At 45.2% G+C, this 19776-nt stretch carries 19 protein-coding genes; 7 read left to right on the forward strand and 12 right to left on the reverse strand.

Features of this window, described 5'->3' with window-relative positions:
• Positions 1-96 precede the first annotated feature (96 nt).
• The gene (gene rsmI, locus R7Q39_RS06050; protein ID WP_005372907.1) at positions 97-960 is read right to left on the reverse strand and encodes a 16S rRNA (cytidine(1402)-2'-O)-methyltransferase; all 864 of its coding nucleotides are present in this window, start codon (positions 958-960) and stop codon (positions 97-99) included.
• Between the two features lie 68 nt (positions 961-1028).
• Here rsmI and R7Q39_RS06055 point away from each other — a divergent pair, with 68 nt between their 5' ends.
• The 4 genes from R7Q39_RS06055 to R7Q39_RS06070 are packed head-to-tail and all read left to right on the forward strand — an operon-like array spanning position 1029 to position 4479.
• On the forward strand, positions 1029-2840 hold the full coding sequence (locus tag R7Q39_RS06055) for a penicillin-binding protein activator (RefSeq protein ID WP_005372905.1): 1812 nt from the start codon (positions 1029-1031) through the stop codon (positions 2838-2840).
• Positions 2827-3195 carry a YraN family protein gene (locus R7Q39_RS06060; RefSeq protein WP_005372903.1) on the forward strand — a complete coding sequence of 123 codons (369 nt, stop codon included), beginning with the start codon at positions 2827-2829 and terminating at the stop codon, positions 3193-3195. The genes R7Q39_RS06055 and R7Q39_RS06060 overlap by 14 nt, the downstream gene beginning before the upstream one ends.
• Before the next feature lie 3 nt (positions 3196-3198).
• Positions 3199-3789 carry a phosphoheptose isomerase gene (locus R7Q39_RS06065; protein WP_005372901.1) on the forward strand — a complete coding sequence of 197 codons (591 nt, stop codon included), beginning with the start codon at positions 3199-3201 and terminating at the stop codon, positions 3787-3789.
• Positions 3790-3810: 21 nt separating this feature from the next.
• On the forward strand, positions 3811-4479 hold the full coding sequence (locus tag R7Q39_RS06070) for a BON domain-containing protein (RefSeq protein ID WP_005387407.1): 669 nt from the start codon (positions 3811-3813) through the stop codon (positions 4477-4479).
• Between the two features lie 71 nt (positions 4480-4550).
• Here the strand turns inward: R7Q39_RS06070 and sspB are convergent, their stop codons facing one another.
• From sspB to zapE, 8 genes are all read right to left on the reverse strand, one after another.
• Entirely contained in the window at positions 4551-5036 is a 486-nt protein-coding gene (gene sspB / locus R7Q39_RS06075) for a ClpXP protease specificity-enhancing factor (RefSeq protein ID WP_005387408.1), read from the reverse strand.
• A gap of 17 nt (positions 5037-5053) precedes the next feature.
• On the reverse strand, positions 5054-5689 hold the full coding sequence (gene sspA, locus R7Q39_RS06080; protein ID WP_005372897.1) for a stringent starvation protein SspA: 636 nt from the start codon (positions 5687-5689) through the stop codon (positions 5054-5056).
• A gap of 96 nt (positions 5690-5785) precedes the next feature.
• Positions 5786-6523, reverse strand: a complete 738-nt coding sequence (locus R7Q39_RS06085; RefSeq protein WP_005372881.1) for a cytochrome c1 — start codon at positions 6521-6523, stop codon at positions 5786-5788.
• A complete protein-coding gene (locus R7Q39_RS06090) occupies positions 6520-7785 on the reverse strand; it encodes a cytochrome b (protein ID WP_005372880.1) in 1266 nt (421 codons plus the stop codon). The genes R7Q39_RS06085 and R7Q39_RS06090 overlap by 4 nt, the downstream gene beginning before the upstream one ends.
• Positions 7785-8375, reverse strand: a complete 591-nt coding sequence (gene petA, locus R7Q39_RS06095) for a ubiquinol-cytochrome c reductase iron-sulfur subunit (RefSeq protein WP_005372877.1) — start codon at positions 8373-8375, stop codon at positions 7785-7787. Before petA ends, R7Q39_RS06090 begins: the two co-directional genes overlap by 1 nt.
• Before the next feature lie 694 nt (positions 8376-9069).
• Entirely contained in the window at positions 9070-9462 is a 393-nt protein-coding gene (gene rpsI / locus R7Q39_RS06100; RefSeq protein WP_005372876.1) for a 30S ribosomal protein S9, read from the reverse strand.
• 15 nt (positions 9463-9477) lie between these two features.
• A complete protein-coding gene (rplM, locus tag R7Q39_RS06105) occupies positions 9478-9906 on the reverse strand; it encodes a 50S ribosomal protein L13 (protein WP_005372872.1) in 429 nt (142 codons plus the stop codon).
• A gap of 251 nt (positions 9907-10157) precedes the next feature.
• A complete protein-coding gene (zapE, locus tag R7Q39_RS06110) occupies positions 10158-11261 on the reverse strand; it encodes a cell division protein ZapE (protein WP_005387411.1) in 1104 nt (367 codons plus the stop codon).
• A gap of 195 nt (positions 11262-11456) precedes the next feature.
• Here zapE and zapG point away from each other — a divergent pair, with 195 nt between their 5' ends.
• The 3 genes from zapG (at position 11457) to degS (ending at position 14723) form a co-directional block, all read left to right on the forward strand.
• The gene (gene zapG, locus R7Q39_RS06115) at positions 11457-11900 is read left to right on the forward strand and encodes a Z-ring associated protein ZapG (RefSeq protein WP_005379861.1); all 444 of its coding nucleotides are present in this window, start codon (positions 11457-11459) and stop codon (positions 11898-11900) included.
• Positions 11901-12100: 200 nt separating this feature from the next.
• Positions 12101-13468: a Do family serine endopeptidase gene (locus R7Q39_RS06120; RefSeq protein ID WP_025768400.1), complete on the forward strand. Its 1368-nt coding sequence runs from the start codon at positions 12101-12103 to the stop codon at positions 13466-13468.
• A 190-nt stretch (positions 13469-13658) separates the two neighbouring features.
• A complete protein-coding gene (gene degS / locus R7Q39_RS06125; protein WP_017633606.1) occupies positions 13659-14723 on the forward strand; it encodes an outer membrane-stress sensor serine endopeptidase DegS in 1065 nt (354 codons plus the stop codon).
• Positions 14724-14760: 37 nt separating this feature from the next.
• Here degS and parC read toward each other — a convergent pair whose 3' ends face one another.
• The 3 genes from parC to yqiA all read right to left on the reverse strand — a co-directional run bounded on the left by parC (position 14761) and on the right by yqiA (position 19764).
• Positions 14761-17046, reverse strand: a complete 2286-nt coding sequence (parC, locus tag R7Q39_RS06130) for a DNA topoisomerase IV subunit A (RefSeq protein WP_017633605.1) — start codon at positions 17044-17046, stop codon at positions 14761-14763.
• Positions 17047-17049: 3 nt separating this feature from the next.
• A complete protein-coding gene (parE, locus tag R7Q39_RS06135; protein WP_005387417.1) occupies positions 17050-18930 on the reverse strand; it encodes a DNA topoisomerase IV subunit B in 1881 nt (626 codons plus the stop codon).
• Between the two features lie 249 nt (positions 18931-19179).
• Positions 19180-19764 carry an esterase YqiA gene (gene yqiA / locus R7Q39_RS06140; RefSeq protein ID WP_017820245.1) on the reverse strand — a complete coding sequence of 195 codons (585 nt, stop codon included), beginning with the start codon at positions 19762-19764 and terminating at the stop codon, positions 19180-19182.
• Between the last annotated feature and the right edge of the window lie 12 nt (positions 19765-19776).

The raw sequence follows: 19776 nt of genomic DNA on the forward strand, positions 1-19776 counted from the left end.
CTTTAAAATACAAAACGCCCGATGAAGTACATCGAGCGTTTTAGTTAAAAAGTGTCAACCCATATCAGGACGGGTCATTTATCTCGCTAGCGGCACTTAGTCTAAGTTTTCTAAGCCCCATTTATATAGCGCATTCTTCTTCAAGTTATGTATTTCTGCCACCAAAGCAGCTGCTTTTTTCAAAGGCAGCTCTTTGGTCAAAATCCCTAACGTGCGTAAAGCATCTTCAGGTAGTGAGTCGTCTGTTGTTTCACGATGGCCATGTACCAACAATACCATTTCACCACGCTGTTGGTTATCGTCACTTTTCACCCATTCAATCAGCTCACCTAACGGCATGCCTTGAATGGTTTCAAAGGTTTTTGTTAGCTCTCTTGCCAACACAACTTCTCTATCTGGGCCAAGAACGTCTAACATGTCTTGTAGAGAGTCTAAAATACGGTGCGGTGACTCGTAAAAAATACACGTACGCTCTACCGAAGCAATCTCTAGGAATTTATCCTTACGACCTTTGCTTTTCGGTGGTAAAAAACCTTCGAAGCTAAAGCGATCCGATGGCAAGCCAGAGGCACTTAACGCCGTAATGACCGCACAAGCACCTGGAAGAGGCACAACTCTAACGCCCGCTTGACGACATTTTGTCACCAAATGGTATCCTGGGTCGCTGATAAGTGGCGTACCAGCGTCAGAAACTAATGCGATAGACTGACCGGAAAGCAGCTTTTCTACCAAAACTTGTGCTTTTTGCTGCTCATTGTGGTCGTGTAGAGCAAAAGTTTTGGTTTGAATATTGAAGTGAGACAGTAATTTGCCCGTATGTCGAGTATCCTCAGCGGCAATGATGTCCACAGTCGACAGAATTTCGATAGCACGTTGGGTGATATCCGCTAAATTTCCGATTGGAGTCGGTACGATATAGAGAGTTGGCCCCTCATTCGGCAACTTATTTTTATCTGTCATTTGTTTACCATCACTTCAACGATTAATATAGAGACAATTTTGTACAAAATTATAGAGAACTCACGGCAATGATTAACCATAAGAGACTCAGTGTACCACGCATACTTACTCCTGTTGCACTAGCAATTACGCTCGCCGCCTGTTCTTCAGGTCCAAGACAGCCTGATGGCGTTGATGTAACACTTGAGCCTACTCAGTCTGTTCAGAACTATATGATCCAAGCTGATAGCACGGAAGGCAGTTTACAAAATGACTGGTTGATCATGGCAACCAAAGCCGCGATTCAAGCAAACCAGTTTGATCAAGCAGAAATGTTGATCAAGCGCCTGGCTCGTCAACAGTTAACCGAAGTTCAGCAAGCAGAGTGGCAACTAGCGCGTGCGACCATACAGCAAAAACAGGGTAATTACTCTCAGTTGCTGCAATTGTTGAATTTTAAACCTTGGTGGAAGTTGCCAAATGAGCAATGGAAAGACTATTACTTGATGCGTGCCGACGCTTATCAAGGTCTTAACCAAGCGTTTGAGGCAAACCGCCAACTGGTTGCATTTGGCCAATATGCATCGTCCGCGGAGCAGAGAGAGATTTCTAGCCGTATTTGGATGAACTTTGGCAGCTACTCCGAGTACGAACTGACCTCATTAGAAACAGAGCCAAATGAAGATGTTTTGGATGGTTGGCTACAACTCGCTATTTATGCGAAAACGCTGTCGGGCAACTTATCCCAACTAAAAAATACCCTCGAACGCTGGTTAAACGAGAACCCATCGCATCCAGCCGCTATCTACACACCAGAAGAGATTCAAAACATTCTCTCTCTAGACATCGTTAAACCAAACAACACCGCTTTGTTACTGCCGCTTACTGGTAAATTCTCGCCACAAGCGCAATTAATTCGTGATGGTTTTGTGTTTGCGATGATGAATGATCGTAACCGTGATCCAAGCGCTACCCTCACGGTAATAGACACTAATGCGTATAACGCCGACCAAATTAAACAACGTTTGATCAATGAAAACATCGATTTTGTTGTTGGTCCCCTAGAAAAAGAAAACGTTGAGCTATTGCACACAACCATGGATGGCTCAGAAAATGGCCCTACGATTCCAGCCCTTGCGCTAAATATTCCCGAAGATGTGCAACCAGATAGCAATATTTGCTACTTGGCATTATCACCGGAACAAGAAGCCGCACAAGCAGCGAAACACTTGTTCAGCGAAGGCTATAACTTCCCTCTGATCCTGGCACCAAAGGGCAGCTTTGGTGAACGTGTAACTGAAGCGTTCAACAAAGAGTGGCGCAAGTACAGCTCTAATAAAGTCGCAGCAAGTTATTTTGGCGACAAGCGCCAACTTCAAAAAGACATCAATGAAGTATTTGGTCTGCAAGAAAGCAAACAACGTATTGCTCAGATGCAATCACTAATGCGTATCAAGCTTGAAACACAGCCACGTAGCCGTCGTGATGTCGATGCGGTTTATATTGTTGCTAGAAGCACGGAACTGACTTTGATCAAGCCGTTTATTGAGGTAGCGATTAACCCAGACGCCAAAGCGCCACAAATTTTCTCTAGCTCGCGTAGCAACAGTGGCGGCGCGACTTACGAAGATCTAACAGGCATCATCTACAGCGATATTCCATTACTGATTGACCCAGACCCTAGCGTGACCGCTGAAATGAACGAGCTGTGGTCAGAGCAATCTAACATGGAAAAACGTTTGAAAGCACTGGGTATGGATGCGTATAAATTGATTGGGGAGCTGCCACAAATGAAGGTCGTTCCGGGCTACTCAGTCGGTGGCCAAACCGGTATTTTAAGTATCGACAATAATTGTGTTGTACAGCGTGAGCTAAGCTGGGCTGAGCGTGGGGCTCTTTAGTAAGCGCCAAATCGGAAATCAATATGAAGCTCTGGCGAAGCAGTATTTACAACGCCAGGGCTTAAACTTTATTGAACAAAATTTTCTGACTAAGGTCGGTGAGATTGATTTAATCTTCCAACAAGGTGAAACTATTGTGTTTGTTGAAGTCAAATACCGTAAGAACAATCACTTTGGCTCGGCAGCAGAAATGGTGACGCACGCTAAAATGCGCAAGCTAGTCAAAACCGCACAAGTTTGGCTTAGCCAACAAAAGCGCTTAAAACACAATATCGATTATCGATTTGATGTCATCGCCATTCATGATAATGGGCGAGATATCAACTGGATAGAAAACGCAATCTCTGAAGGATAAGCGATGCTAGACAGCATTAAAGACAGCTTTACAGAAAGTATTCAAATTCAAATCGCAGCAGCAGAGGCGCTGCCTGATGCCATTACTCATGCAGCTCAAGCGATGGTGTCGAGCCTGCTTAATGGCAATAAAATTTTATGTTGTGGTAATGGCGGCAGTGCTTCAAACGCTCAACAATTTGTTTCTTGTCTTTTAAACCGTTTTGAAACTGAGCGCCCTAGCCTACCAGCAATGGCCTTAACCGCCGATAATACCACCCTAACCGCAGTGGCCAACGATTACCACTACCAGGAAATCTTCTCAAAACAGGTACGAGCGTTTGGTCAACCAGGCGACATTTTGCTTGCCATGTCGACTAGCGGTAACAGTAAAAATATTATCAAAGCGATGGAAGCAGCCGTAACTCGAGACATGACGATTATCGCGCTAACAGGAAAAGATGGCGGAGAGATGGCAGGACTGCTCGGTGAGAACGACGTCGAAATTCGTATTCCATCACACCGCACTGCACGTATTCACGAAGTACATATGGTAACACTCCATTGCCTTTGTGATCTTATTGACCAAGTGCTTTTCCCTGCTCACGAAGAGTAACCAAGACTGAGAGTCAGAATTATGATACGTAGCCTTGTTATCTTATTAACAGCATTGAGTTTAAGTGGTTGCGCAGGTTTGTTTATCGCAGGTGCAGCAACCACAGCGAATATTGTCACGGACACACGCACGACAAAACAAATCTGGCAGGACAATAACATCGAATTCGAAGTTGCGGCGATCGGCAATAAAGCACCGTTTAAAGGTGAAGTTCGTGTCGTTGCCAGTTCATATAATGGGACTGTAGTCCTTATGGGACAAGCTCCGACACAAGACCTTATCCTTGCTTTAGAGCGAAGGGCTCGAGAAGTTAGTGGTGTAAAAGTCATACACAATCAAATCAAACAAAAAGAGCCACTCACTGTTACCCAGATTAGCAATGACAGCTGGATCACAACCAAAGTAAAGTCAGCTTTGCTTACTGATTCTGAGCTTAATGGTGTTAAGGTTAAAGTGATCACCGAAGATGGCGACGTTTTTCTGTTTGGTTATGTCACGCCAGAGCAAGGCGATCGAGCGACAGAAATCGCGCGTAATATCTCAGGCGTAAAACAAGTCATTAAAGGGTTCCAATACGGCGAAATGGAGCCTGTTGAAGTAGACTTACCGAGTGACGGTGTACAAACAATAGAAAGTGAGGCAAGTACAGAAAGTGAAAAGAACGTCGAAGTCTTTACGATTAGTGAGTAATTTCCAAAGTCTGGCTTGAAATCATCTTCAACAAGTTAAAAAGAAAAAAGCAGCGTAACGCTGCTTTTTTATTATTTAATCACTCTTAAGCTTGGTTTGCCTTTTGGTCGAGGAGCATCGTCCTCTTCGGCATCTGAATCAGAAACTAACTCAGAAGGCTCATCGCTAACCGTTGTGAACGATGGGGATGATTCTTCCTCGGTCATCGCTTCTTCTTCGATGTGAGTGTACGCTTCTTCTGGTTCAAACATAGTACCAGCACCATTCTCACGTGCATAAATAGCTTGAACAGCATACACAGGCACGATCACTGAGTGCGGACGACCGCTAAAGCGAGCATGGAAGGTAATCGCATCATTACCTAACTCAAGATTACCCACTGCACGTGGCGCAATATTCAAAATAATTTGACCATCTTGAATAAATTCAACCGGGACACGCACCCCTGGCATTGTTGCATCCACAACCAAGTGAGGAGTCAAGTCATTGTCTACTAACCAGTCGTAAAATGCGCGAAGCATATACGGGCGGCGAGCAGTCATTTTTGCAATATCCATAACGTGTTTTAAATCGCTTAGCGAACTAGGCGCATTTCACGTTCAGCTTCAGTCAAAGAAGCAAGGAACGAATCACGTTCAAATACGCGGTTCATGTATACCTTGATTTCTTTTGAACCAGGGCCAACAAGATCGATACCAAGTTGAGGCAAACGCCACAATAGTGGAGCTAGGTAACAATCGATCAAGCTGAATTCTTCGCTCATGAAGTACTCATATTCAGCAAAAATTGGCGCTAACGTCAGAAGATCATTACGCAGCTTTGTGCGTGCTTTTTCTGATTCTTCCGCATTACCTTTCATCACTTTTTCAGCGAGTGAATACCAGTTGCGTTCGATACGGTACATCATCAAGCGGCTGTTGCCACGAGCAACAGGGTAAACCGGCATTAGAGGTGGATGAGGGAAACGCTCGTCCAAGTACTCCATGATGATTTTTGAATCGTAAAGAGCTAGCTCACGGTCAACAAGAGTTGGCACTGATTTATATGGGTTTAGCTCAACAAGCTCAGCAGGAAGGTTTGCTTCGTCAACAAGCTCAACTTCAACACTTACGCCTTTTTCAGCTAGTACAATGCGAACCTGATGGCTATACAAATCTGATGCACTTGAGAAAAGAGTCATCACAGAACGTTTATTGGCAGCTACAGCCATGGAGCCCTCCAGTACACTTACAAATAAAAACAATGGAGGCTAAGCCTCCATTGTACATCAATTAAAATTGGGAATTAGCACGGTATTTTAGCACAATTAATGCACATCGCGCCAATACTCTTTCTTGAGCATCACAACAACGATGGTTAGAAGCACTAAGAAGCCCATTACCCACCAGCCTAAAGCATGACGCTCAAGCTGCACTGGGTCACCTGAATAAACTAAGAAGTTAACGAGATCGCCAACCGCTTTGTCATATTCGCCTTCACTCAGCTCACCCGTGCCATCGGTTTCAGTACCAACAACAACTTGTACTTCTTCGCCATCTACGATTTTCGTATCGTAAATCGGCGTCGGGATGCCCTGTAGCTCTTCAAGTACATGCGGCATACCAACACTCGGGAAGACGATGTTGTTCACGCCGAATGGACGAGATGGATCAACATAGAAAGAGCGTAAGTAAGTGTATAACCAATCAGCACCACGAACTCGTGCAACCAACGTAAGATCTGGTGGTGGAGCACCAAACCAGTTTGCCGCTTGCTTCGGTGGCATAGCATTGACCATTAGATCACCGATTTTCGCTTCAGGATTGAAAATCAGGTTTTCTTTCATTAAGTCTGTTGGAATTTCCAAGTCTGTTGCTACACGCTCGTAACGCTGGTATTGCGTAGAGTGACAAGCAAAACAGTAGTTCATGAACAACTTCGCGCCGTTTTGTAGCGAAGCTTTATCCGTAAGGTCAACATTCGCTTTATCCAGCGGAACATTGGCCCCAGCTGCCATCGCTAGTGATGGCAACATAGCAAATAGAATTACAATCCACTTCTTCATTTGAATGTCACCCTCTCTGGTAATGGTTTGGTTGCTTCATTTTTGCTGTAGAAGAACAGCAACACAAAGAACATGAAGTAACACAAGCTAAAGATCTGAGATAGTAGTGTGTACGTTGGTGTCGCAGGTAACGCACCTAAAATACCCAGAGCGATAAAGGCGATAGTGAACTGTACAATATTCAATAGATGAAGTTTGCTACGGTAACGGTATGAACGAACTTTACAACGATCCAACCAAGGTAGAACAAACAGCACTGCAATTGACGCGCCCATTAGGATAACACCTAATAGTTTGTCTGGAACCGCACGTAAGATTGCGTAGAACGGCGTGAAGTACCATACCGGGGCAATATGCTCTGGTGTCTTCAATGGGTTTGCAGCTTCAAAGTTAGGCGGCTCAAGGAAGTACCCACCCATCTCTGGGTTAAAGAACAGCACGTAACAGAAGAAGAACAAGAAACCAGCGACACCGACCAAGTCCTTAACCGTGCCGTACGGATGGAAAGGAATCGAATCAATGATGTCATATTTCTTCGTGTAGTAATCGTGGAACTTGAATTGCGTTTTGTAATCGTCGCCCATTGAGCCTTTTGGCAGCTTAGTTTCGATACCATCCGGGTTGTTTGAGCCTACTTCGTGCAGCGCCAATACATGCAGAACAACAAGAAGAAGCAAAACAATAGGCAGGGCAATAACGTGTAGTGCGAAGAAACGGTTTAGCGTTGCACCAGAGATGATGTAGTCACCACGAATCCAAAGCGTTAGGTCATCACCGATAACAGGAATAGCACCAAACAGGGAAATGATTACCTGTGCACCCCAGTATGACATCTGACCCCATGGAAGTAGGTAACCCATGAACGCTTCAGCCATGAGAACAAGGAAGATCAACATACCGAAGATCCACAATAGTTCACGAGGTTTTTGGTATGAACCGTAGATCAAACCACGGAACATGTGAAGATACACAACAACGAAAAACGCTGACGCGCCAGTGGAATGCATGTAACGCAGAAGCCAACCGTACTCTACATCACGCATAATATATTCGATAGACGCAAATGCACCGTCACCTGAAGGAACATAGTTCATCGTTAGCCAAATACCCGTTAGGATTTGGTTAACAAGAACCAGCATCGCCAGAGAACCGAAAAGGTACCAAAAGTTGAAGTTCTTAGGCATTGGGTATTCAGACAAATGCTTTTTATAAGCATTCATTGCAGGAATACGCTTTTCAACCCAATCTAACATTGCTTGCATTATGCATCTCCCTCATCAACACCCACAATGAGCTTGGTATCGCTCAAATACATGTGCTTAGGAACGACAAGGTTCAACGGAGCAGGTACTCCTTGGAACACTCGACCAGCCATGTCGAACTTAGAACCATGACAAGGACAGAAGAAGCCAGATCTTACGCCCTGCACCTGCTCTGAGAAAGAGTCAGGTAGATAGGTTGGTGAACAACCTAAGTGGGTACAGAAACCAACTGCGACGAAAAACTCTTCCTTAATCGAACGAAACTCATTCTGAGCGTACTCAGGCTGCTGCTCCATTTCAGATTGTGGATCGCGAAGCTTATCACCGATCGATTTTAAGTTATCCAGAACGCTTTGAGTGCGGCGAACAATCCATACAGGTTTTCCCTGCCACTCAACACGAACCAGCTGACCTGGTTCAATTTTACTTATATCCACTTCCACCGGTGCGCCCGCCGCTTTGGCTTTAGCACTCGGATTCCATGATTTGATAAAAGGCACGGCGACGGCGACTGCCCCTAACCCACCAACAACTGCCGTTGTAGCGGTTAGAAAACGCCTGCGACCGTTATTTAAAGGCGCGTTGCTCATCCAAACATTCTCCCATTTGCTCCCTTTGGATCGTTATTATTCCGCTTATAAGAGCATGGCTAACAAATAATGAATTTAGTTCTATTTATTGGAGGGAAATGATAAAGAAAACCCTACTTTTTGACAAGATAAAGCTACCTTTTTGTAACATTTGTGAGGCAAATCGCTCGCGTCGTCACAAAAGCGGCAGAATTATAAAAAATTGATGTGATTTGTAACAAGAAAGCACCACATAGAAGCCCCGCTGAAAGCGGATAAAACCTTTTATCTTGGTAGTTTTCAGTTAATTACACAGAGAAATATTTCGTATTATGCGTTCAGCTTGCTGTGTTTATATTTTCAATTTTGTAGCACGCAGAATGCTCAAAAAGGAGCGTAAGTCATTTTAAAACATGTTACAGGGAGAATAAGATACAAAGACATTCTTGCTGATGAATACATCTATGCTGCATCGCAAGAGAAAGCGTGGTGAGTCGCGATTAAATAAGGCACACATATAAAACGGCACTGGCAACCTTTCGACGAAGAGGACGAATAAGAAGGCCTGCTCGGAGTGTGATGATAAGTGAAGGCTGTTCGTTGCTTGAAGACAAGTATGATGTCTTTAAATACAAAAAAGCCCGGCATAGAGCCGAGCTTTTGGTACACAGTTTCCAGAGTAACTCTGAAAAGCATAATTCCCGATAAGAGGAAATTAACGCTTAGAGAACTGTGGACGACGACGTGCTTTACGTAGACCAACTTTCTTACGTTCAACGCAACGAGCGTCACGAGTAACGTAGCCAGCTGCGCGTAGAGCAGGACGTAGAGACTCATCGTATTCCATAAGCGCGCGAGTGATACCGTGACGGATAGCACCAGCTTGACCAGAAATACCGCCGCCTTTAACTGTTACGTAAAGGTCTAGCTTTTCAGTTAGTTCAACTAGCTCTAGAGGTTGTTGTACAACCATACGTGCTGTTGGACGACCGAAGTATTCGTCAAGGTTACGCTTGTTTACTACAATGTTACCGCTGCCTGGTTTAATGAAAACACGTGCAGCTGAGCTTTTGCGACGGCCAGTGCCGTAGTATTGATTCTCTGCCATTTTCGAAATCCCCAATTAGATGTCTAGTACTTGTGGTTGTTGAGCAACATGGTTGTGCTCAGCGCCCGCGTAAACTTTTAGCTTACGGTACATAGCACGGCCTAGAGGACCACGTGGAAGCATGCCTTTAACTGCAAGCTCAAGAGCCATCTCAGGTTTACGATCGATCAACTTTTCAAAAGTGATAGATTTTAGACCACCTGGGAATTCAGAGTGACGGTAGTACACTTTGTTCTTAGCTTTGTTACCAGTTACAGCAACTTTCTCAGCGTTGATAACGATGATGTAATCACCAGTGTCAACGTGAGGAGTGTATTCAGCTTTATGTTTGCCACGTAGGCGAGATGCAATTTCACTTGCTAGACGGCCAAGAGTTTTACCTTCAGCGTCTACAACGTACCAGTCGCGTTTTACAGTTTCTGGTTTAGCAACGAAAGTTTTCATGCTAACAATAACCCGTTAATTAAATTTTAAACTTTAAAGGAACACCCAATAGTGCTCCCACACTGTCTAAGAGCCCAGTCATCACCCCTTCGAGTCGTTGGTACTCTCGACCTTCAATGTCGAAATAACTTCGATAATCAGGTCTGCAGTAACGGTGGGTCGCAGGATTATAGAGAAGAGCGAAGAAAAAATCACCTTTTTTTGCGCCAAATCACTAATTTTTTCTTCACTTTTTTAAGAACCCATTGGATCTAGGCCAAATGTTCACGCGCGAGATACTCATGACTTTGCATCTCAGTAAGCCGAGACAAACAGCGCTTAAATTCGAACTCTAACTGCCCGTCAGTATATAAGTCGGCCATTGGCACTTCAGCAGAAATAATCAACTTAACATTGCGCTCGTAAAACTCATCGACTAGCGCGATAAAGCGTCTCGCCGCATCATCTATTTTTCGGTTCATTTGTTGAACATCTGCCAGTAATACAGTGTGGTAAATACGAGACAATTCAATGTAGTCATTTTGACTGCGAGCAGTTTGACACAACTGAGCAAACGACGCATGCAGCACCCCGTCGCTTGCTTCAATCACCGCTAGTTGACGGTGGTTAACTTCGATTTGATGAGCAACAAACTGACGCTCTCCAGTCAGCTGCTGATAATATTTGTTAAGGTTTATGCTAGCCTGCTCATCAAGCGGGTAATGGTATATTTCAGCCTGTTCTAACGTTCTTAAGCGATAATCAACGCCACTATCGACATTCAACACTTCACAACGTGCCAAAATCATATCGATCGCGGGCAAAAAGCGCGCTCTTTGCAAACCGTTACGATATAAGTTCTGCGGCTCGATGTTTGAAGTCGCGACTAGGATCATCTGCCGCTTGAACATTTCTTGAAGTAGCGTTGCAAGGATCATCGCATCAGTAATGTCGGAAACAAAAAATTCATCAAAGCAAACCACATCTGCTTCTTCTTTAAATTTATCCGCCACTTTTGATAGAGGATTTTCGACATCACCTAACAGCTTCAACTCATCATGTACTCGATACATAAATCGATGGAAGTGGACGCGCATTTTTCTTTGGGTCGGTAAAGCATCAAAAAATGCGTCCATAAGGTAGGTTTTACCGCGACCTACCCCACCCCAAAAGTAAAGGCCTTTTGGTGGTTCAGGCTTGTCGATTTTTTTCCCCATTAGCTTTTGCCATTTGGAAAGCTGAGGCACAGGCGCTGACTGAAATTCAACGATAGCATGGTAAAGCTTGTCTAATGCAACGACCGCTTGATACTGAGCTTCATCACGCTGAAACCCGTGTTCTGCTATGTCTTTTTGATATTGTTGTAGTGGTGTCATCGTATTAAGTCGTATAGAGGTATAGAGAAAAGGGTTACCTCGGGGTCAACTTTGAGAATAGAGAGAAGTAGTTATCAGTCCCCGAAGACATACTGCTATTTTTCTTTATCGGCTGTTCAAGCCATAGTAACATGGACGAGCACCGCGTGTAACTAAGTAGTAAAAGACTTGTTAAAACAACTATAAGGAGCAGTTATGCCTTGGATTTATGCCATTGTGGGTTTGCTGGTCGGTACAATCGTAGGCGTAGTCATTAGTAGACTAACCACCCCTGAATACAAGAAACAAAAGTCTGTGCAGAAAGAACTTGAAGCGGCCAAGTTTGAATTAGAGCAACAACGTCAAGAGCTCGTCGATCATTTTGCACAAACCGCAGAAATGTTGGACACCCTAGGTAAAGATTACACCAAGCTATACCAACATATGGCCAAGACCTCTTCTGAGCTTTTGCCAAACTTACCAGAACAAGACAACCCGTTTGATAAGAAAACGGCAATGTCGTCTGAAACCATTGCAGAAGATCAACCAGAGTTTAACGAACAACCAAAAGACTACGCTAATGGCGCCACCGGTCTTTTGAAGGATCAAGAGAAAGAAATCATTAATGCTCCCGAAGCGGTAACCGCAAAAGCATCATAATCCTCTCTTACTTCTATCTAGGGCCGATACATTTGTATCGGCCCTTTTTTGAACTTTTTCACCTCACCTTCGCTCTAACTTGGATGTGCACTGCCTCCCCTTTTGATTGTCCGAACTAGACCCTATATTAGTTATTAACAAAGTGAACTAACCGTTCGGATATTTCTTTTTGGCAGACATGTTTCAAGAGGAGTTATTGGATGAAAAAACCACTGCTTGCGCTCACCGTTCTATCTCTGAGTTTGGGTTCGATTATTGCCCCAGTTCAAGCCACTGCCGCATTACCTTTGAATGTGGATGGCCAACAGTTACCTAGCTTGGCACCAATGCTTGAGAAGGTGACCCCAGCTGTTGTGAGTATTGCTGTAGAAGGTAAACAAGTACAAACCAGCCGCATTCCCGAGCAATTTCAATTTTTCTTTGGCCCAGACTTTCCTATGGAACAAAGGCGAGAGCGCCCGTTCAGAGGTTTAGGGTCTGGTGTCATTATTGATGCGAAGAAAGGCCATATTGTCACTAACTACCATGTGATCAAGGGCGCAGATGAGATTCGAGTTCGCCTCTTTGACGGGCGCGAGTATGACGCTACGCTCGTTGGCGGTGATGAAATGGCCGATGTTGCGTTACTTAAATTAGAGAAAGCGAAAAACTTAACGCAGATTAAAGTCGCGGATTCCGACAAACTGCGTGTCGGTGACTTTACGGTTGCGATTGGTAACCCATTTGGGCTCGGTCAAACCGTAACTTCGGGTATTGTTTCAGCCCTTGGTCGTAGTGGCTTAAACGTTGAAAACTTCGAAAACTTCATCCAAACCGATGCCGCAATTAACAGCGGTAACTCTGGTGGTGCATTGGTCAACCTTAATGGTGAGCTGATCGGTATTAATACTGCAATTTTAGGCCCTAACGGCGGTAACGTGGGTATTGGTTTTGCGATTCCATCAAACATGATGAAAAACCTCACTGATCAAATTCTAGAGTTTGGTGAAGTCAAACGCGGCATGTTGGGTGTGCAAGGTGGCGAAGTAACCTCTGAGCTAGCTGATGCACTGGGTTACGAGTCGAGTAAAGGGGCCTTTATTGGTCAAGTCGTACCGGACAGCGCAGCCGATAAAGCAGGGTTAAAAGCCGGTGACGTAATTGTATCGGTAAACGGCAAAGCGATTAATACTTTCTCAGAGCTTCGCGCAAAAGTGGCAACACTGGGCGCAGGTAAAGAAATCACATTAGGTGTGGTTCGAGATGGTAAGAATAAAACCTTTGATGTAACGCTTGGCGAATCTACGAATATGAAAGCTAAAGCGGAGACATTACATGAGGGACTCAAAGGTGCGGAGTTAAGCAATACAACACCAAGTGATGTAATCCAAGGTGTTAAAGTATCGAGCGTTGCAGATAACTCTCCGGCTGCTCAATATCAATTACAACAAGGTGACATTATTATCGGAGTGAACCGTCAACGAGTGAAAAACCTTGCCGAGCTTCGTACAATCGTAGAGAAACACAAAGGTGTACTGGCTCTTAATATTCAACGTGGTGAACGTACTATTTATCTTGTCATTCGTTAACCACTTTCAAAGTGATAGAAAATAAGGTTTTCGATGCATAGTACTGAGTGATAAGGCTCGATCACTTTTCCTTATCGCTCAATAACTAATGAAAAGGGCAGCGCGATGACGTGCTGCCCTTTTGTTATTTTTCAATGTAATGCTATTCTTCATCTTCGATGCCATTTTGGCGCTCACGCATGGAGAGGATATGCTCAGCTTTTTATTACGTTCTGTCTTTTTAGGCTTGGCTACTGCCGCAGTGGTATTACTGGCGGTTCCATCTTTGCGCAACAACGTAATTCCTGCCGCGCTTGATCCTCAACCTGTTAATATCGCATCAGTCGAGTTGACGTTTAATCAAGCGGTCCGAAGAGCAGCACCTGCCGTGGTAAACATCTACAGTCGTAAGTATGTTGAGAATGATCGTAGTAAACTCTCAACTCAAGGCCTGGGGTCAGGGGTCATTGTTAGTGAGAAAGGCTACATCATTACTAACTATCATGTGGTCGCTCAAGCTGATCAAATTGTTGTGGCATTACAAGACGGCAGAGCCGCAGCGGCTCAGCTCGTAGGGACAGATAAGCGTACTGATATAGCCGTGCTGCGTGTCGAAGGTTCGAATTTGCCCGTAATCCCTCTGAACTCTAATTACAAACCACAAGTGGGCGATGTAGTACTAGCCATCGGTAACCCATACAACCTTGGACAAACCACAACGTTCGGCATTATTTCTGCCACAGGTCGTTCATCTATTAGCGATGGTCGTCAAGCATTCATTCAAACCGATGCCGCCATCAATGAAGGTAACTCTGGTGGAGCCCTAGTGAACACACAAGGCGAGCTCGTCGGCATTAACACCGCCTCTTTTCAGCAAGCGACAGACTTAGAAACTTACGGTATTTCTTTTGCTATCCCTGCGCCGCTAGCGAGTAAGATCATGCAGAAAATCATCGCTGATGGCCGCGTGATTCGTGGTTATATTGGAATCGACGGCCAAGACATTAATGCGGTCACTGCTCGCCTACTTGGAAATGAACACATAGGTGGTATTGTCGTACTTGGTATTGATCCAAATGGTCCAGCCAATGCGGCAGGCTTCCAAAAGCAGGACATCATTATCAGTATTGATGGCAATAAAGTGCAAGGGCGTCAGAGCGTTATGGATATCGTTACCGATTTACGTCCTGGCACCACCGTGGACGTCGGTATCATTCGCAAAGGAAAAGAGATGACCTTGAAAGTCACCATTGCCGAAGACAAGCAAGAAGCATAAAAAATCCCAGCCATTGGCTGGGATTTTTATTTGTGCGTTACTCGCTATCGCTCGGTGTTTCCGTCGTATCGGAATCATCTAGCTCAACTTCAATGCGAGTGACTCGCTGCAAACCTCTCGGTAGTAGCCCGCCTCGGCGACCACGTTCGCCACGGAAGTTATCAAGGTCAGACGGTTTAAGACCCAGCTTTCGCTTACCCGCGTACAGCGTTAACGATGCACCTTTTGGTAAAGACATTAAGTGAGATAGTACTTCTTCTCGCTCTTTTGCTTTAGCAGCAGGAATGTTGATGATCTTATTCCCTTTACCTTTCGCCAGTTGTGGCAAGTCTTTGATTGGGAACAGCAGCATGCGACCTTGGTTAGTGATTGCTAAGATTTCATCAGAGTCTAAATCTTCAATCTCTTTTGGCGTCATTATCTCAGAGTTGGCAGGTAAAGTGACGAGCGCTTTACCACTGCGGTTTTTAGACAGCAAGTCCGCGCCTTTACATACAAAGCCGTAACCTGCATCTGAGCCCACCAGCCACAGCTGATCTTCTTCACTCATGATGACTTGGCGAATACTGCTACCAGCCGTAATATTCAAGCGACCGGTAATCGGCTCACCTTGACTACGAGCAGAAGGCAGTGAGTGCGATTCCAGAGAGTAACTTCGACCGTCACTACCTAGGAATACCGCAGGCTGATTACTCTTACCTCGAGCATGCGCTAAATACTTATCACCCGACTTATAGTTTAAGCCTTCGGCATCCACGTCATGGCCTTTCGCGTGACGAATCCAACCTTTCTCAGAAAGCACAACCGTGATTGGCTCACTTGGTACGAGGTCACGTTCAGTCAGCGCTTTTGCTTCTGCACGCTCAACCATTGGAGAGCGACGGTCATCACCGTATTTCTCTGCGTCTGCTTTGATTTCTTTTTTCAGTAGTGTGTTCAGACGACGCTCAGAACCGAGTAGCTGTTCTAGCTTCTCACGCTCTTTCTCTAGCTCGTCTTGCTCACCACGGATCTTCATCTCTTCTAGTTTTGCTAGATGACGAAGTTTGGTATCTAAAATTGCATCCGCTTGGATATCGGTAATACCAAAGCGTTCCATCAGCACCGCTTTTGGATCGTCTTCAGTACGGATGATCTCAATCACTTCATCTAGGTTGAGGTAAGCAACCAACAAACCTTCCAAGATGTGTAGACGAGCCATTACTTTGTCTAGGCGGTGTTGTAGACGACGACGCACAGTCGTACGACGGAACTCGATCCACTCAGACAGAATTTGCACCAGACCTTTAACTTGAGGACGGTTATCCAAACCAATCATGTTCAAGTTAACGCGGTAACTGCGCTCAAGATCCGTTGATGCGAACAAGTGGTTCATCAACAAATCACAATCGACGCGGTTTGACTTAGGCACCACAACGATACGCGTTGGGTTCTCGTGATCCGATTCGTCACGAAGATCGTCAACCATTGGCAGCTTCTTCGCACGCATCTGGTTAGCGATTTGCTCAAGCAGTTTGGCACCCGATACTTGGTGTGGCAAAGAAGTGATAACAATGTCAGAACCTTCTTTGTGCCAAACCGCACGCATTTTGATGCTGCCACGACCGTTGCGGTAAATCTTCTCGATATCCGCTTGCGGCGAGATGATTTCTGCTTCTGTTGGGTAATCCGGACCTTTGACATACTGCATCACGTCCGGCAGTTCTGCTTTCGGGTTGTCGATCAAATGAATAGTCGCATCTGCGATTTCACGAACGTTGTGCGGTGGGATGTCTGTTGCCATACCAACGGCAATGCCGGTTACACCGTTAAGCAGGATGTGAGGCAGACGTGCTGGCAACATTTGTGGCTCTTTCATTGTGCCATCAAAGTTAGGTTGCCATTCAACCGTGCCCTGGCCAAGTTCGCCAAGCAATACTTCAGCAAACTTAGACAGTTTTGCTTCGGTATAACGCATTGCCGCAAATGATTTCGGATCATCTGGCGCACCCCAGTTACCTTGACCATCCACTAATGGATAGCGGTAAGAGAATGGCTGAGCCATCAATACCATCGCTTCGTAACACGCTGAATCACCGTGCGGATGGTATTTACCTAGCACGTCACCAACGGTACGTGCAGATTTTTTGTATTTTGCTGATGCAGAGAGACCAAGCTCTGACATCGCATAAATGATGCGTCGTTGAACCGGCTTTAAGCCATCACCAATGTATGGCAAGGCGCGGTCCATGATTACGTACATCGAGTAGTTCAGATAAGCGTCTTCAGTGAACTTGCGCATTGGCAATTGTTCGACGCCATCGTAGGTAATTTCTGTAGACATCCGTTACACCTCTGCCAAGTCGCCGTTGTTTTGTAGCCAAGAACGACGGTCATCTGCACGCTTTTTACCTAGCAGCATGTCCATCATTTCCATGGTCGCCGTAGAGTCGTCAATGGTTAACTGCACTAAGCGACGCGTGTTCGGATCCATGGTGGTTTCACGCAACTGAAGTGGGTTCATCTCACCCAGACCTTTGAATCGTTGCACGTTGATTTTGGCTTTCTTCTTCGACAAGCGCTCTAAAATGCCATCTTTTTCATCATCATCGAGGGCGTAGAACACTTCTTTCCCGCAGTCGATTCGATACAGAGGCGGCATCGCCACATAGATATGACCCGCTTCCACTAGTGCGCGGAAGTGACGAGTAAATAGAGCACAAAGCAGCGTTGCGATGTGAAGACCATCCGAGTCCGCATCGGCAAGGATACAGATCTTACCGTAACGAAGACTCTCGAGGTTGTCGCTATCTGGGTCAATACCCAAAGCAACAGAGATATCGTGTACTTCTTGAGACGCAAGAACTTGATCGGCAGAGACTTCCCACGTGTTCAAGATCTTACCACGCAGTGGCATCACGGCTTGGAATTCACGGTCACGTGCCTGTTTTGCCGAGCCACCCGCAGAGTCACCCTCCACAAAGAAGATTTCCGTGCGACTTAAGTCCTGTGCAGAACAGTCGGTCAACTTGCCTGGCAATGCCGGGCCGGATGCCACTTTCTTACGTACGACTTTTTTCGCCGCTCGCATACGACGGTGCGCGTTAGCGATACAGACTTCTGCCAATTGCTCTGCGAGCTGAGGCTTTTCGTTCAACCAAAGACTGAACGCATCTTTTACTACGCCAGAGACAAATGCCGCGGTTTGACGAGAAGACAGACGTTCTTTGGTCTGGCCTGCAAATTGCGGATCTTGAATTTTAACCGACAACACGTAAGAACAGCGGTCGAAAACGTCATCACCCGTTAGCTTAACGCCACGAGGTAATAGATTACGGAACTCACAGAATTCGCGCATTGCTTCTAACAAGCCTTGGCGTAAACCATTAACGTGCGTACCACCTTGAGCGGTTGGGATTAGGTTAACGTAGCTTTCGGTGATCATCTCACCGCCTTCTGGCTGCCAAATTACCGCCCAGTTTGCCGCTTCAGTATCCGCCAAGAACTCACCAGTAAATGGTTCTTCAGGAATAACTGGATAGCCTTTTACACCTTCCGCAAGATAGTCTTTAAGACCGTCTTCGTAGTACCACTTATAGTCTTTACCATTAACTTTGTCGGTTAATGTAATCTCTAGGCCCGGGCACAAAACCGCTTTTGCGCGCAGGTTGTTGACTAGGCGCGTCACAGAGAAGTTAGCCGAATCGAAGTACTTCGCATCAGGCCAGAAATGTACGCTGGTACCGCGATTGCGACGACCACATGTGCCAGTTACGGTCAGATCAGACACTTTCTCGCCGTGTTCAAATGCAATTTCATACACTTGACCATCACGACGAACTGTTACTTCAACGCGTTTTGACAACGCGTTTACTACAGATATACCTACCCCGTGCAAACCACCAGAGAATTGGTAGTTTTTGTTAGAGAACTTACCACCCGCATGTAGCTTACATAGAATTAGCTCTACGCCTGATACTTTCTCTTCTGGGTGGATATCAACAGGCATGCCTCGACCATCATCGATCACTTCGAGTGATTGGTCAGCATGTAGGATGACTTGTACTTTTGAGGCATGTCCGGCTAGCGCTTCATCGACACTGTTGTCGATAACTTCTTGGCCCAAATGGTTTGGGCGCGCTGTATCCGTATACATCCCTGGTCGGCGACGTACTGGCTCTAAGCCATTCAGTACTTCAATGGCACCAGCATTATATTGTTCAGTCATAATACGGAATTATTCTCAAAGTTTACTTGTTGCCTGAGTATCACCAATGGGCGTACCCATACTCAGGAACCGAAAAAGCCACCCTGTTCACATCACTAAGAGTTTGTAAACATGATGCATAACAAAGTAGCCAGGGTCCTCGACCCTTAAGATCTTTTGGCAAAACATAGTCGGAAAGCATACCGCCCATGTCAAGAAACGGTTGGATATATCAATAAAAACTATGAGCCTTTTCCAATCGCTTTCGAATTACAGTTCTAGAAATTCAATAATCTGTGCAGGATAACGCTCAAAGCCTACAAAACTGTGATCACCGCCTTGTTCTACTGTTTGCTTAGCGTCTGCAAACTTATCTACCGCTTGTCGATAGTCTAAAACCTCATCTTCTGTTTGTTGCAATAACCAAAAAGAATGTGGCGACGCGATGCTTTGTACATCAAGAGCTTTTAACTCGTCAATATGACAAGCTTCAAGTGTATAGGTTTCATGCGTATATGGGTTAGTTTGCTTACCCAAATAATCTACTAGCAACTCATAAGGCTTGACTGCGGGGTTGACCACTACCGCTTTAAACCCAAACTTGTCATTTAGCCACGTTGACATAAAACCGCCTAATGAGCTGCCCACTAGACCAATTTTATAGTCGTCTTTATATTGCTCGATAATATCCAACAACATTTTCGCCGCTTGCTGAGGATAACAAGGTAACTGGGGAACAATCACCTTAATATCAGGCCTATGTTGCTCGCAGTAGGCTCTCATCACATTCGCTTTCATGGAGAGTGGAGAGCTATTAAAGCCATGGATATAGAGAAGAAGTGAAGGTTTACTCATAGATATCTCGCA

It is taken from the genome of Vibrio sp. 947 (genome assembly GCF_033339115.1).
Taxonomy (GTDB): domain Bacteria; phylum Pseudomonadota; class Gammaproteobacteria; order Enterobacterales; family Vibrionaceae; genus Vibrio; species Vibrio alginolyticus.

What these genes read in the sequence shown, in the direction of transcription:
- rsmI (WP_005372907.1), bottom strand. Translation starts at nt 960, where the DNA reads ATGACAGATAAAAATAAGTTGCCGAATGAGGGGCCAACTCTCTATATC.
- R7Q39_RS06055 (WP_005372905.1), top strand. Translation starts at nt 1,029, where the DNA reads ATGATTAACCATAAGAGACTCAGTGTACCACGCATACTTACTCCTGTT.
- R7Q39_RS06065 (WP_005372901.1), top strand. Translation starts at nt 3,199, where the DNA reads ATGCTAGACAGCATTAAAGACAGCTTTACAGAAAGTATTCAAATTCAA.
- R7Q39_RS06070 (WP_005387407.1), top strand. Translation starts at nt 3,811, where the DNA reads ATGATACGTAGCCTTGTTATCTTATTAACAGCATTGAGTTTAAGTGGT.
- sspB (WP_005387408.1), bottom strand. Translation starts at nt 5,036, where the DNA reads ATGGATATTGCAAAAATGACTGCTCGCCGCCCGTATATGCTTCGCGCA.
- sspA (WP_005372897.1), bottom strand. Translation starts at nt 5,689, where the DNA reads ATGGCTGTAGCTGCCAATAAACGTTCTGTGATGACTCTTTTCTCAAGT.
- R7Q39_RS06085 (WP_005372881.1), bottom strand. Translation starts at nt 6,523, where the DNA reads ATGAAGAAGTGGATTGTAATTCTATTTGCTATGTTGCCATCACTAGCG.
- R7Q39_RS06090 (WP_005372880.1), bottom strand. Translation starts at nt 7,785, where the DNA reads ATGCAAGCAATGTTAGATTGGGTTGAAAAGCGTATTCCTGCAATGAAT.
- petA (WP_005372877.1), bottom strand. Translation starts at nt 8,375, where the DNA reads ATGAGCAACGCGCCTTTAAATAACGGTCGCAGGCGTTTTCTAACCGCT.
- rpsI (WP_005372876.1), bottom strand. Translation starts at nt 9,462, where the DNA reads ATGGCAGAGAATCAATACTACGGCACTGGCCGTCGCAAAAGCTCAGCT.
- rplM (WP_005372872.1), bottom strand. Translation starts at nt 9,906, where the DNA reads ATGAAAACTTTCGTTGCTAAACCAGAAACTGTAAAACGCGACTGGTAC.
- zapE (WP_005387411.1), bottom strand. Translation starts at nt 11,261, where the DNA reads ATGACACCACTACAACAATATCAAAAAGACATAGCAGAACACGGGTTT.
- zapG (WP_005379861.1), top strand. Translation starts at nt 11,457, where the DNA reads ATGCCTTGGATTTATGCCATTGTGGGTTTGCTGGTCGGTACAATCGTA.
- R7Q39_RS06120 (WP_025768400.1), top strand. Translation starts at nt 12,101, where the DNA reads ATGAAAAAACCACTGCTTGCGCTCACCGTTCTATCTCTGAGTTTGGGT.
- degS (WP_017633606.1), top strand. Translation starts at nt 13,659, where the DNA reads ATGCTCAGCTTTTTATTACGTTCTGTCTTTTTAGGCTTGGCTACTGCC.
- parC (WP_017633605.1), bottom strand. Translation starts at nt 17,046, where the DNA reads ATGTCTACAGAAATTACCTACGATGGCGTCGAACAATTGCCAATGCGC.
- parE (WP_005387417.1), bottom strand. Translation starts at nt 18,930, where the DNA reads ATGACTGAACAATATAATGCTGGTGCCATTGAAGTACTGAATGGCTTA.
- yqiA (WP_017820245.1), bottom strand. Translation starts at nt 19,764, where the DNA reads ATGAGTAAACCTTCACTTCTTCTCTATATCCATGGCTTTAATAGCTCT.